Annotated in this window: 11 protein-coding genes; 5 read left to right on the top strand and 6 right to left on the bottom strand. The window is 57.7% G+C overall.

Annotation, left to right across the window (positions count from 1 at the left end; genetic code table 11):
* Positions 1-134: 134 nt before the first annotated feature.
* The 3 genes from FHR23_RS15975 to rpsU form a co-directional block, all read right to left on the bottom strand.
* Positions 135-1,538, bottom strand: coding sequence for an O-antigen ligase family protein (locus tag FHR23_RS15975; RefSeq protein ID WP_184005985.1), 1,404 nt, complete (start codon positions 1,536-1,538; stop codon positions 135-137).
* A 262-nt stretch (positions 1,539-1,800) separates the two neighbouring features.
* Positions 1,801-2,343 (bottom strand): FKBP-type peptidyl-prolyl cis-trans isomerase, encoded by a 543-nt coding sequence (locus FHR23_RS15970; protein WP_184005983.1) that lies wholly within the window; start codon positions 2,341-2,343, stop codon positions 1,801-1,803.
* A gap of 94 nt (positions 2,344-2,437) precedes the next feature.
* The gene (gene rpsU / locus FHR23_RS15965) at positions 2,438-2,644 is read right to left on the bottom strand and encodes a 30S ribosomal protein S21 (RefSeq protein ID WP_055983274.1); all 207 of its coding nucleotides are present in this window, start codon (positions 2,642-2,644) and stop codon (positions 2,438-2,440) included.
* Between the two features lie 291 nt (positions 2,645-2,935).
* Between rpsU and rfbA the strand changes: the two genes are divergently transcribed.
* Positions 2,936-3,844, top strand: a complete 909-nt coding sequence (gene rfbA / locus FHR23_RS15960) for a glucose-1-phosphate thymidylyltransferase RfbA (RefSeq protein ID WP_343043211.1) — start codon at positions 2,936-2,938, stop codon at positions 3,842-3,844.
* Positions 3,837-4,916, top strand: a complete 1,080-nt coding sequence (gene rfbB, locus FHR23_RS15955) for a dTDP-glucose 4,6-dehydratase (protein ID WP_184005981.1) — start codon at positions 3,837-3,839, stop codon at positions 4,914-4,916. Before rfbA ends, rfbB begins: the two co-directional genes overlap by 8 nt.
* A 113-nt stretch (positions 4,917-5,029) precedes the next feature.
* Here rfbB and FHR23_RS15950 read toward each other — a convergent pair whose 3' ends face one another.
* The 3 genes from FHR23_RS15950 to FHR23_RS15940 all read right to left on the bottom strand — a co-directional run bounded on the left by FHR23_RS15950 (position 5,030) and on the right by FHR23_RS15940 (position 9,412).
* Positions 5,030-5,419 carry a response regulator gene (locus tag FHR23_RS15950; RefSeq protein WP_343043210.1) on the bottom strand — a complete coding sequence of 130 codons (390 nt, stop codon included), beginning with the start codon at positions 5,417-5,419 and terminating at the stop codon, positions 5,030-5,032.
* A gap of 65 nt (positions 5,420-5,484) precedes the next feature.
* Positions 5,485-7,968, bottom strand: coding sequence for an ATP-binding protein (locus FHR23_RS15945; protein ID WP_184005977.1), 2,484 nt, complete (start codon positions 7,966-7,968; stop codon positions 5,485-5,487).
* A 70-nt stretch (positions 7,969-8,038) separates the two neighbouring features.
* On the bottom strand, positions 8,039-9,412 hold the full coding sequence (locus FHR23_RS15940) for an EAL domain-containing protein (protein ID WP_246359957.1): 1,374 nt from the start codon (positions 9,410-9,412) through the stop codon (positions 8,039-8,041).
* Positions 9,413-9,891: 479 nt separating this feature from the next.
* Between FHR23_RS15940 and FHR23_RS15935 the strand changes: the two genes are divergently transcribed.
* From FHR23_RS15935 to FHR23_RS15925, 3 genes are all read left to right on the top strand, one after another.
* The gene (locus tag FHR23_RS15935; RefSeq protein ID WP_184005975.1) at positions 9,892-11,217 is read left to right on the top strand and encodes a UDP-glucose dehydrogenase family protein; all 1,326 of its coding nucleotides are present in this window, start codon (positions 9,892-9,894) and stop codon (positions 11,215-11,217) included.
* Between the two features lie 2 nt (positions 11,218-11,219).
* Positions 11,220-12,221: an NAD-dependent epimerase/dehydratase family protein gene (locus FHR23_RS15930; protein WP_184005973.1), complete on the top strand. Its 1,002-nt coding sequence runs from the start codon at positions 11,220-11,222 to the stop codon at positions 12,219-12,221.
* Positions 12,222-12,322: 101 nt separating this feature from the next.
* Complete coding sequence (locus FHR23_RS15925) at positions 12,323-13,453, top strand: SET domain-containing protein (RefSeq protein WP_343043208.1); 1,131 nt, start codon at positions 12,323-12,325, stop codon at positions 13,451-13,453.
* Positions 13,454-13,455: the final 2 nt, after the last annotated feature.

Genomic DNA, 13,455 nt, shown 5'->3' with positions numbered 1-13,455 from the left:
CGCTCCAACCCTCGGCGCCGGCATCACCGCATACGCAGCAGCACCACTCGGCAAACCTGCAGACGCATGCATCCCACTACATCCACACAAAAGGAGCAGGGACGGCACAAACAACGATAAAGCCCACCGGAAGGTCACGAACGGGCACTCCTTCTACCTTGCCTTTTTTTACCACGTCTTTCGCGACTTGGCCCGTCGGCCCCACCGCTCATTAAGCCAAATAGCAACGCACAAACAACAGCCAGGGACATGGACCGCATCGGATAATCGACCAATGAATGAAGGATGAAGACACTGAAACCAGCAAGCGCAAAAAGAATTTGGTTCCGCCGCGTCCGGGATTCCGTTTGACGCAGAATGGCTACTCCCCGCCATAGCAGGAAAATCAACCCCACAAACAACAGCAGGGGACCCACAAATCCCGTCTCCAGAACATATTCAAGATAATCGTTATGCGCTCGATTGGCGTATGTCGAATGCACAAATTCCAGTCGTTCAGCAGCGTCGTAAATCGGACGAAATGTCCCTACTCCGCTGCCAACCGGCAAATGCTGCTTGATGGCATAGACAGTATCAGCCCAGATTTCCGGCCGTCGCACCGCGCCTTGATCGAACCGCTGCAGCGTGTTCTGAATACGAGCATTATCTCGCAACGCATACCCACCAACAAATAATACGGAAAGTACCACCGCGCCGCCAACAGCCAATTTCCAGCCCCGAACACGCACATGTGGGACAAAGAGAATCATACCAAACACTATGGGCACAACAATTAGACCGACACCTGCACGCGACCCGGTCAGCACAAGAGAAACTGCCATAAAAAACAAAAAAACTGTCAAAAGCAGCTTATTTTGCAGTGATGCAAATACTCTTCCGGTGGACACAATCCACGCCAACAAGGCCATCGCGGCAATCAACAGCACATCGACATCTGCATTTCGGTTTGCCTGAAAACCCGTAGCAAATCCATAATGCGTATCTGCATAAAAACGTAGCCAGTTAGCGTTACCGCTAACCAATTGCACAACACCAACGAGCGCAGCCACCAGCCCCAGCCCCCCAAGCAGACCAAGCATCGTTGTCTGCTCCCCCCTGGGCAGCCTCCACATAAAAAACAGCATCACCATAGGGGGGATCAACGATAGCAGTGATGCAAGCGTTCTGGTCGGCGACATCGACCAGGGCATCCATGCGTTTGCACTGCCCACCAAAGCCAACGCTCTTACTTCGATTTCACGGGCAGGAAGATGGTGCCAAATAGCAGGAGGAAGGGGGATAAGCTGCACCGCAGGGATCGCAACAAAGGCAATGGAGAGCACCAGCAACGGCACATCGCGCCGCGCTTTCGGCCTAGCCGCACTACGCTCCACCAGCCAAATCCAGGCTACAAAAACTGCGATCGCCACCAGCTGCACAATCAGTTCTGCAAGCGGAGCCGGCGTCCCCCCTCCCCCGAAAACGATTGCCGTAGTCAGCAGCGTTCCGCTTAAAAACAGGCGCGCATTAAAAATGCTGCGCGCGCCTACCGATTTCATAGAAAAACGCTCCACCGCCAAAACCCCGCAGCCAGAGCAACCAAGTCACATAATCGCATATGCGTTCATAGCTGCGGCAAGCCACGCCTCGCTGATGCATGTAGCCAAAACCTGCACCTTTGGCCAATGTCAATTATATCACAGTTGGCCCAATCACCCCCCGGTATCGCACCAAAGGTTCAACCCACCGCAAATCGTCAAAAAAGACCGCCCGAAAAGCTTCGGGCGGCCGTGCATTATCCACCAATCCCCATCGGGAAAATCACTGTCCTGAGGGAGAAGTCCCCGGCACTCCTGCACCGCCGCCAGCGCCTTGCTGCATCTGCATCATCCGCATCTGCATCATCTGGCGGAACTGCGCTTCGCTGATGAAGTCGATCATGTGCACGTCGAAAATCAGCGGCGAGTCAGCAGGAATTTCGGACCCTTGCGGGGGATGATCGCCATAGCCGAGCTTGGCAGGAATCCAGAGGCGATAATCGCCGTCCTTCTGCATCAGCTTCAGACCTTCCTGAAACCCCGGCACCACTGCCGACACAGGGAGCGGGGCCGGCTGCTCGGACTTATCGAACACCGTGCCGTCGGGCAGATGCCCGGTATAGGTAACCAGCGCCACGTCATCGTCGGTGGGATGCGGACCAGTGCCCTTATGGATCACCTGGTATTTGAGCCCTGACGCCGTCGATTTGACACCGCTATGCCACGCCAGCGCGGCCGCAATGGCGATCGCGGCCACAACCCCGACCCATATCCATGCGATATAGCCGCGCTTTACGGGCTGCAGCGGAACGGCGGTAACGGACATGGCAGGGTTCCCGAACAGACGCAGCCCCCACAGGGACTGCCATTGGAGTCATGATGCTATTGTGGCGCAGCACCGGCCGCACCCGCAAAACGCTTTAGCGCGCTCCGTCGCGCTCGGCGCGCTTGCGTTCCAGCTTGCGCGCACGACGAATCGCCGCTGCACGCTCGCGCGCACGCTTTTCACTCGGCTTTTCGTAATGGCGACGCAGCTTCATCTCGCGGTAAACGCCTTCACGCTGCAGCTTCTTCTTGAGCGCGCGCAGCGCTTGATCGACGTTATTGTCGCGAACGATGATTTGCATAAGGCCGTCAGACTCCAGTCTTCGAAATATCAATAGAAACAGGTCGCCGGAAGCATATGCCCCGGTCGCAGGCTGGGCGCCCTATCACCGGGCCGAATATATTTCAAGTGGAATACCGGCAATTCCAGCACAGCAGCAGCTTGCAAGAATATATAATAATTGTGCTGCGTAATACACCCCCACCACACCCATGCACGATTTCTTTAACCATGTCGGACATGGTGGCGCTGAACAAGGGGTGGATGGGAACCAAGATGCAACGTAACGTCGCCGAGACGCAGGGCAAGACGCGTGGCTGATACACGCCGCGGAATCCTGCTGGCGGGAGGATCGGCAACGCGCCTTTATCCGCTAACCCTGCGCGTTTCGAAACAACTCATGCCGGTTTATGACAAGCCGATGATCTATTATCCGCTATCCGTTCTGATGATGGCGGGCATTCGCGAGGTGCTGGTCATCACAACCCCGCATGATCAGCCGGCGTTTCAGGCATTGCTGGGCGACGGATCGCAATGGGGCATGTCCATCAGCTATAAACGCCAGAACAAACCGGAAGGGTTGGCCCAGGCGTACAGGCTGGGCGCAGACTATCTCGAAGGACGCCCTTCGGCGATGGTGCTTGGCGACAACATCTTTTACGGCAACCGCCTGACCACGCTGTTGCGCAACGCGGACAGGCGACGTGATGGCGCAACGGTTTTCGGCTATACCGTGGCCGACCCGCGTGCCTATGGCGTGGTCAGCTTCGACGATCACGGCCATGCGCAAACGCTGGAAGAAAAGCCTGCCGATCCCAAATCTAACTGGGCGGTTACAGGCCTGTATTTCTACGACGGCGACGCTCCTCGCCTTGCCGCCGACATCCCCAAATCGGCACGCGGCGAATATGAAATCACCGATCTCAACCATCGCTATATGGAGGCAGGCAAGCTTTGCGTGGAACGTATGGGGCGAGGCTATGCCTGGCTTGACACCGGAACCCATAGCTCCCTGTTGGACGCAGGCCTCTTTGTACGCATCACCGAAGACCGACAGGGCCTTAAAATCGGCTGTCCGGAGGAAATCGCCTGGCGGCAGGGTTTCATCTCCGATGATGCGCTGGAGGCGCTCGCGGCACCGCTGGTGAAGAGCGGCTATGGCGAATATCTGATGCGGCAACTGGCAAACGGCCGCCAGTCCCTGGAGACGCTCGATGGCTGACCGGTTACTCATTACAGGCGGTGCCGGGTTCATCGGTGCCAATTTCGTCCGCTACTGGCGCGAAACGCACCCGGAAGATGAAATTCTGGTGCTCGACGCCCTGACCTATGCGGGACGGCGGGAGAATATCGCCGATATTCCCGACATCCGCTTCGTCCATGGCGATATTTGCGAAGGTACATTGATCGAACGACTGCTCGACACATTCGCGATCAACACCATCGTCCACTTTGCCGCCGAAAGTCACGTCGACCGGTCGATCAGCGATCCAGACATCTTCATTCGGACCAATGTGCTGGGCACCCAAAGCCTGTTGCGGGCTGCGAAAGCCGTCTGGCTCGATCGCGGCACCGGCCTCCCGCACCGTTTCCATCATATCTCGACCGATGAAGTCTATGGCAGCCTTGGCCCCGATGCCCCTGCGTTCAGCGAAACCACAGCCTACGCCCCCAACTCACCTTATTCAGCGTCCAAGGCGGCGTCGGATCACCTCGTACGCGCCTTTCACCATACGTACGGTCTACAGGTCACAACCAGCAATTGTTCGAATAACTTCGGTCCCTGGCAACACCCCGAAAAGCTGATCCCGCTTTTTTTGCGAAACGCCCTGAGCGGCAAGCCGCTGCCCATTTACGGCGACGGGATGAATGTACGCGACTGGCTGTTCGTCGAGGACCATTGCGAGGGCATCGCACGCATTCTGGACGATGGCGCGGCAGGCGAAACCTATAATATCGGCGGCGGGATGGAGGTGCCCAACCTTGCCGTGATCGACGCGATCTGCGCCTTTGTCGACCAGGCATTTACCGAAGATACGAGGTTGGCGAAGCGCTTTCCGTCCGCTCCGCCCGCATCAGGACGCAGCACCAGCGACCTCAAAACCTTTGTGACCGACCGCCCCGGCCATGACCGGCGCTATGCGATTGACGCGAAAAAAATTGCCAGAGAACTGGATTTTCGCCCTCGCCATGATTTTCATCAGGCACTGGCCCTGACGTGCCGATGGTATCTTGATCATCCGCAATGGTGGAACGTCACAGCAGAACCGAACCCAACTGCGCAGCAGGCCTGACCCGAATTATACGCCGAGTGAAGCAAAACCGCCTAAAGTTTGTTTGAGGAATCGGGAGCGGGCTGGCACCATACACGGCAATTCGTCTGAAATGCGAATTGCCAAACAGGTGCTTACAGGATCACGCCCTCGCCGCCCTTTTTCGCAAGCGTTGCACCAATAGCGTCGAAAAGCGCATCCATCGCCACAGGCTTGAACAACACTTCGTCTGCACCGATCGACAGGCAGCGCTCTCGCAGATCCGTAGCAGTATCAGCCGTCACCACGATAATAGGCAAATCCTGTTTTTCATCGCCGCGCGCACGAATGCGCCGGATCGCCTCAAAACCGTCCATACCGGGCATCCGCAGATCGACGAGGATGACATCGAATGCCGCAGCATCGATCTGCCTAAGCCCACTTTCTGCATCCTCAGCCTCAGCCATGGTGACGCCGGCAACATCCAACATGTCGCGAACTACCCTGCGGTTCATGGGGTCGTCCTCTATGAACAGGATGTTCACGGAAACACGCCCCATGCGTCAGGCTTCATCCAGGAGTCCGGATACTTCATTACTCAACTATCACTTTATGCCGCCTGCGAAACAAGGGGCGGATTCCCTGCGCCATCAAGGCTACCGAACAACCGCTGCGTCAATATCGCACCGGCAACGGGTTTTTCGATAACATTAACAATACCGGCATTTGCAATGGCTGCACCTGTTTTCTCATCTGGGGCCTTCCACATGAGCGCGACGTTGCTTTGCGTTCTTGCGGCCGCCGAAGCAAGCCCCTCAAGCGCAGAAAATGCGCCTTCCGCTTCGCCTTCAACGCTTCCCTGATCGATCAGAAGGCACCCAAAACCTTGTTGATCAAGGATATGAATGGCGTCCTTCACACTTTCGGCAAAACGTAAAATTTCTACACGCGGCCCGATCAGCGTTTTCAGCATGCTGCGCGCAATCGGATTACGCTCGAGCACGAGGATGCTGTTGCGGCAGAAGCTGTCGACCCGCACTTCCTGCGCATCGGGTGCGGCACTCCTGCGCACCGGCAGCGCAATGATGAAGGTTGAGCCGCTACCAGGCACGCTTTTAACCTCGATATTCCCGCCCAGCGCCTGGGCAAGGTTGCGACAGATCGCCAGTCCAAGCCCGGTGCCGCCATATTTTCGCGTGGTGCTGGTATCCACTTGCTTGAAAGATTCGAAAATCTCTTCCTGCTTGTCGGCGGGAATACCGATACCTGTATCGGACACCGCAACACAAAGCCGCTGCGCCTCCCCTTCCGAACGCAGAAAAGCACGAAGCCGGATTTCGCCCCGTTCGGTAAATTTGAGCGCATTGGCCAGCAGGTTGAACACAATCTGACGCAGGCGAGCGGGGTCGCCTTCAATCCATTGCGGCACATCGTCGGCAATATCCAGAACGAACCCGATCCCCCGTCCGCGCGCCTGTTCCTCCCAGATACGGCTGACTTCGGTCAGCACCTGCGGGAGATCAAAGGAGATGGATTCCACCGTCAGATTGCCGGTTTCCATCTTGGCCACGTCGAGAATGTCGTCGACCAGTGCGCGCATTGTCAGCCCGGCACCGTTCACGACACCGATCCGCTCACGAATCGGTTCCGATAGCGCCTTGTCAGCCAGCATCACCTGCGTCATGCCGAGAATACCGTTGAGCGGCGTGCGGATTTCATGGCTGGTAGTGGCCAGAAATTCGGTCTTGGCATGCAACGCCTTTTCGAGCGCGGCATTGCTGGCTTCCAGGTTCAGGTTGGCGGCACGCACCCGGTTGCGGCTGCGCCGCAAAGTGACAAGAGCGAAGGACAGCAGCGCCAGAACAAGCAGCGCAGCAGCACCGATGCTGATGAAGATGATGCGCTGAAACCGCGAACGCGCACGCTCATAGGTGACATTGCGGCGCAATTCCTGCGCCTTCAGCTGCGCGATACGCAGTTCCTGCCGCTGATAGTCGAAACGCGCCGCCGCCAGCGCCGCATTGCTGGAAGAAGCAACCTTGGCGGATTCATCGTTCAGCCGCTTCAATGCCTCCAGATGTTCTAGCGCAAGCTTCGGTTGCCCGGCGGCACTGTAGATTTTGTACGCGTAATAATGTGCATAACGATATTGCACGCTAGTGTCTTTTATATCAACGCCGGAAAACGCTTCATTAATCCATCTCAGCGCCGCAGTTATATCTCCACTCATATAGGAAATTCTGGCTTTTGTAGCCAGCAATTGCTGCCTTCTTGAAACCGATTCATTTCCTTTTGACAGAGACAGAGCCTCATTGAGATACGGTTCTGCCGATTTTAATTCTCCATCCTCTACTTTAGATCTAGCCAAATTTCCCAAAATTCGCGCAATGAGTGGTTTGCTTCCTAATTTTCGCGCCAAAGCCAACGCTTTTTCGAATTCATTGCTAGCATCTTTATATCGGTCAAGCTGGAGGAGAACCCCACCCAGATTATTCTCCTGCGTCAGCGATATGATGGCACCATCGTTATACACCTCTCCAGCCTGACGATAGTATTTCTCTGCTTGGCTGTTATCATTTGCCACTGAATACAGTGCCGCAATATTCTGTAATGCGATTGATTCACTACGCCGATCTCCCAACCGCTGATACGCCTGATGCGCTTCGTGAAAGCTGTTCAGTGCCTCCGCCGCATTCCCCGCCATATTCTGGGCATTGCCGCGCGTAAGATTCAGATCCGCTTTAAGCTTTTCATAGCCTGTCAACGGTTGAAGCAATTGCAAAGCACGATCGATCTTCGGCCTCGCCTCTGCCTCCCGGTCCATTCGTAACAGGGCATCTGCCTGCAACCATAAAGCGGTCGCTTGCGTCACCGCCCTCGCGCGCGCATCGGCAACACTCAGCGCATCCTTTTCAATGCCCTGAGCCTGTTCAAACACCTTGGCAGGATTGGCCACCATCAGTTGCTCGGCAGCAGCGATGCGTTCTGAAATCGCTTTCGGCAGACCGGTCGGTACAGAAGCCGATGCAGGGCACGTCACCGCCAGCAACAATGCGGCGGCCAGCAACCGGACAAGGCAAACAGGGCGAACCATCGCCCTATTGTCCCGCAATAGGCTTAAAAGGTCGCTAATAGCTGGGTGCGGACCCGCCGAAATCTGGTTTTCAGGCGCTTTTCAGCCCGGTTCCGGCACGCCTGAAATCGGGAATGGAGGGCTGAGCGATGTTGCGGTGCCCGTCATTTTCCAGAAAGTGCAAAAAGGCCTCCATGCCCAGCGGACGGCTGATCAGATACCCCTGTACCATGTCGCACCCCATGACACTCAGCAGCGCCATAGCTGCGGGTGTTTCCACCCCTTCGGCAACAACCTCCATTTCCATGGCATGTGCCAGGTCGATGGTGGATCGCACGATCAGCGGATCGCGATTGCTGCTGGTAAGCTGGGTGACAAACCCCTTGTCGATCTTCAACTCGCTGGCGGGCAATTGCTTCATATAGGCCAGCGAGGACAGCCCGGCCCCATAATCGTCGATCGCAATCGGAACGCCCATATCGGCAAATTGCTGCAAATGCCGCAGTGCAATTTCCGGATCGCGGATTACCGCCGTTTCAGTAATCTCAAATCCGATTTTAGCATTTGAATCCTTCAGAATCCCAATGGCTTCCTGAACGAAATGCGTATCTGCAAGCAACATCGCCGAGATATTGATGAAAATCGGAAGGTCGAAGCCTTTGTCCGCCAACAAACGCTGGTCGGAAATGGTCTGCTTCAGCGTCCACAGGGTCAGCGGCGCGATCGCTCCCACCGCTTCGGCAGCCGCGATAAACTCACCCGGCAGCACCACGCCGCGTACCGGGTGTTGCCAGCGGATCAGCGCTTCCGCGCTGACAATTTCCTGCCGCCGCAAATGCACTTTCGGCTGATATTGCAGGAACAGTTCGCCATCGGCGATTGCCCGCGGCAATTCCTGAACCAGGCCCGGCCGGTCATAGGCAAATTCGTCGCGCCCCAGATCCAGAACAATTAACTGCCCCATCGTCCGGGCCTCGGCCACCGCCGCTTCGGCCGCCTCGGCCAGACGGATATCGTCATCATCCCCCCCCGGCGTGACGGTGGCGCCGATGCAAACGGATACCAGATAGCGCTCGCTGTCCACCGTCACCGGTTGCGCGAAATGCTCGATCACCCGATGCAGCATGTGTCGGCAGTCTTCCGCATCGACACAGGAAAAACCGATTTCCACCATCGTCAGCCCGACCGGCTGCGCCTGCAGCACCGGGTTGAAGAACATGATCTGCCGGGCAATGTCGTAGGTCAGCCTGGCCGCGCGCGGCTTGCCGATATGCCGCCGCAGCGATGCGAAATTGGCAATCTCCAGCAATGCCAGCGCGCGTTGTGGAACGCCGTTCAACTGAGGGTTCCCTTTTGCATTCTGGGCTGGAAAATTCTTCGATGCCTGAATGGGCCTGCCAGCAGGAAAGTCACCATAGCGCTTCCTGTCGGCATCCGGCTCTACCGACGGACTTTCGCCGGACATGCGCATAAATCCGCCCAACGGGGGACGGCTCTGGCCAGTCGCTGATATCGGGCGGGATCGCCTTTCCATTCCTGTGGCAATAACGCCCAGAATTGAAGGAAACCTTAAGTCTCCCACCTGTGGCAAGCCGCAATTGATTTTCAGTTAACAAATCGTTAACTTCAAAATCGCGCGCTTATGTGCGCAAATGGGAGAAATTATATGTTTTCAACGCTTTTCAAGGACAATGTGGGCGGCGACATCATTCGTCCGTTCTGACCCAGCTGATCGGATTCGGGCCGTTGCCGACTTTCCGGCGGCGGCCCGGATTTTATCTGCATTGTTCCGCAGCCCCAGTATCCGCTTCATTTCCGGCGTTCCGATACCTCACAATCCCGGTGCAATCATGCCTCCCCGGTTGCCATCCGAACCTATGTCGGTAAAGGGAAGGCATACAGCCTAATGGCGTTCCTGATGACAACCAGACGGATTGAGGTTTCATGCAAATCGTAATGATCGGTTCCGGCTATGTCGGCCTGGTTTCCGGCGCCTGTTTCGCCGATTTCGGCCACGATGTTGTCTGCGTCGACAAGGATGCGCAGAAGATCGCCAAGCTGAAAGACGGCGGTATTCCGATATACGAACCCGGACTGGATCAGCTTGTCTCCGGCAATGTCGCGGCGGGCAGGCTTTCCTTCTCGACCGATCTGGCGGAGCCGGTCGCCAAGGCGGACGTCGTGTTCATCGGTGTCGGCACGCCGACGCGACGCGGCGATGGCCATGCTGACCTGTCCTATGTCTATGCGGCGGCTAAGGAGATCGCCGAGGCACTGGACGGTTTTACCGTGATCGTCACCAAATCGACCGTCCCGGTCGGCACCGGCGACGAAGTGGAGCGCATCATTCGCGAAACCAATCCCTCGGCGGATTTCGCGGTTGCCTCCAATCCCGAATTTCTGCGTGAAGGTGCCGCGATCGAGGATTTCAAGCGTCCCGACCGCATCGTCGTCGGCATTGAGGATGAAAAGGCCCGCGCGCCGATGGAAGCGGTCTACAGACCGCTTTACCTCAACAAATCCCCGATCCTGTTCACCCGGCGCCGGACCAGCGAGCTGATCAAATATGCCGCCAACGCCTTTCTCGCGATGAAGATCACCTTCATCAACGAAATCGCCGATCTGTGCGAAAAGGTAGGCGCGGACGTGCAGGATGTGTCGCGCGGTATCGGTCTCGACAACCGCATCGGTGCAAAATTCCTCCACGCCGGTCCCGGCTATGGCGGTTCCTGCTTTCCGAAAGATACGCTGGCGCTTGCCAAGACCGCGCAGGATTATGATTCACCTGTGCGCCTTATCGAAACCACAGTGGCGATCAACGATAACCGCAAGCGCGCCATGGCACGCAAGGTCATCGCGGCAATGGATGGCGATGTGCGCGGCAAGCGCATCGGTCTGCTCGGCCTGACCTTCAAGCCCAATACCGACGATATGCGCGAAGCGCCGTCGATCGCCATCGTCCAGGCCCTGACCGATGCGGGTGCAAAGGTGGTTGCCTATGATCCCGAGGGCATGAACGCTGCACGGGAACTGCTCCCCGAAATCGACTATGTGCAATCGGCGTATGAAGTGGCTGACGGTGCCGATGCCCTGGCGATCGTCACCGAATGGGATGCGTTTCGCGCGCTCGACCTGCCGCGGCTGAAAACACTGATGAAGGCGCCCGTACTCGTCGATCTTCGCAATGTTTACAGCCCTGCCGAAATGACCGAAGCGGGCTTTCATTATTCCAGCATCGGTCGCCCCGATGCGGATGCGCCCGCCGCATAACCATGGCGGTGCTGGTTACCGGCGCCGCCGGGTTTATCGGCATGGCGGTTTCCCGTGCGTTGCTGGCGCGCGGGGAACAGGTGGTCGGCATCGACAATCTGAACGATTATTATTCGCCGCACTTGAAAATGGACCGGCTGGCCGTGCTCCATGCCGAGGGTGGTGAGGCGTTCACCTTTGATAAGGTCGATTTCGGCGATGCGGACGCGCTTGACAGCGCCATAGGCGAAGCGGATTTCGACCGGATCGTGCATCTGGGCGCGCAGGCGGGCGTACGCTATTCGCTGCAAAATCCGCGCGCCTATGCCCATTCCAACCTGATCGGGCATCTCAACCTGCTCGAACTGGCGCGCCATCGCGATATCCGGCACCTTGTCTACGCCTCCTCCTCTTCGGTCTATGGCGGCAATGCCAAACTGCCCTTCAGTGTCGAGGATCGCGCCGATCATCCCGTCTCGCTCTATGCCGCGACCAAGCGCGCCGATGAACTGATGAGCGAATCCTACGCGCATCTCTATCGCATTCCACAAACGGGGCTGCGCTTCTTCACCGTATATGGCCCATGGGGACGCCCCGACATGGCGGCCTGGCTGTTTACCGACGCGATTCTCAACGACCGTCCGATCAAGGTGTTCAACCACGGCAGGATGCAGCGCGATTTCACCTATATCGACGATATCGTCGCCGGGGTGCTAGCATGTCTGGACCATCCCCCGACGGACGACGGCAATGAAAAGCCCGGCGGCAATCGCACTCCGCATGCCATTTACAATATCGGCAATAACAAGTCGGAGGCGCTGGGCGACATGATCGCGATCGTCGAACAGGCGTGCGGCAAAGCGGCGATCAGGGAATATCAGCCGATGCAGGACGGCGACGTGCCCGCAACCTATGCCGATATCGACGCCATCCGCAAACTGGGGTTCGAACCCAGGACGCCCCTGTCGGAAGGCATGCCGCGCTTCGTCCAGTGGTATCGCGAATACCACGCCCGACGTTTCTGAACCGGTACGTACTACCCGCAGCGACTCGCGGAGTCAGCACGAGTCGCTGGACCTGACTACCCGGTTCTGATACCCGATCATGGTTAATCGGGGAGTCACAAGTGGCAGGGGTCGGCGTCTGGTTCGCTATTGCGATAGCATGCCATTTCGGTGCCTATTGCGCCTATCTGCTCGGCCTGCGCCGCGACATGGTGCAGCCCAACCGCGCTTCCTGGCTGATCTGGAGCTTCGCCACCACGGTTGAAGCGGTCACCTATGTCGCGCTCAACCCCGGCACGCCACAGGGCATGGTGTTCCTGATGTCGGCGGGCTTTTGCATATTGGTTACGCTGGGCCTGTGGCGACAGTCCCAATGGTCGGCGCCTTCCGCGACCGAACTGTTCTGTATTGTCGCCTGTCTGGGCGCGATCGGCCTGTGGCTTGTCTTCCGCAACACCTTTTGGGCGCATATGCTGGTGGTCGCAGCGGTGCCGGTCAGCTTCTGGCCGACCTGGCAGAGCGCGATGGAGGATCGTACACGCGAAACCTCCCCTGCATGGGGCTGGTGGACGATCGGCGATCTTGCCACCCTGCTCGTCGCGCTGCGTGCCAGTCGCCATGACATTGCCGACCTTGCCTATATCGTGGTGGAAATAAGCTGCCATGCAGGCGTCTGGCTGATGATCGGGCTGGCAACGATCAATCCGTGGCGTTCGCTGCGTCGTGGCGGGATGGACACGGGCTGGCGTTTCCGCGTCGGCGATACCCATCTCGGCAAGGCGGTTTTCGCAACCCATCGCTTTGCCGAAGGCGCGATCCTGATGCCGTTCACCGGCAGGCGCTTTCACGCCGACCGCGTGCCCAGCCTGATGCGCGGACAGCAGGACCGCTTCGTTCAGGTTGGCGCGCAGGAATATATGGGGCCATCGGGCGGCTATGACGATCTGGTCAACCATAGCTGCGATCCCAATGCGGGCCTGCGCTTTACCGACAAGGGCGTGTTGCTGATCGCGCTGCGCGACATCGCGGCGGGCGATGAAATCACCTGGGATTATTCCACCACACTGGCGGAAAATAACTGGCACATGATCTGCCAGTGCCGCAGCGAACAATGCCGCCGCGTCATCGGTAATTTCAGCACGCTCTCACCCGAGCGGCAGGAATGGTTCCGCCGGCGCAATCTGGTCGCCCCGCATCTGCGCCGCCGCGACAGCGTTACGCGGATCGAGGGCGATACCGCCGCGGGCCAGTAGAT

The sequence above is a fragment of the Stakelama sediminis genome (assembly GCF_014199335.1).
In the GTDB taxonomy this organism is placed as follows: Bacteria; Pseudomonadota; Alphaproteobacteria; order Sphingomonadales; family Sphingomonadaceae; genus Sphingomonas; species Sphingomonas sediminis.
This window is presented reverse-complemented; position numbering and strand designations above follow the sequence as displayed.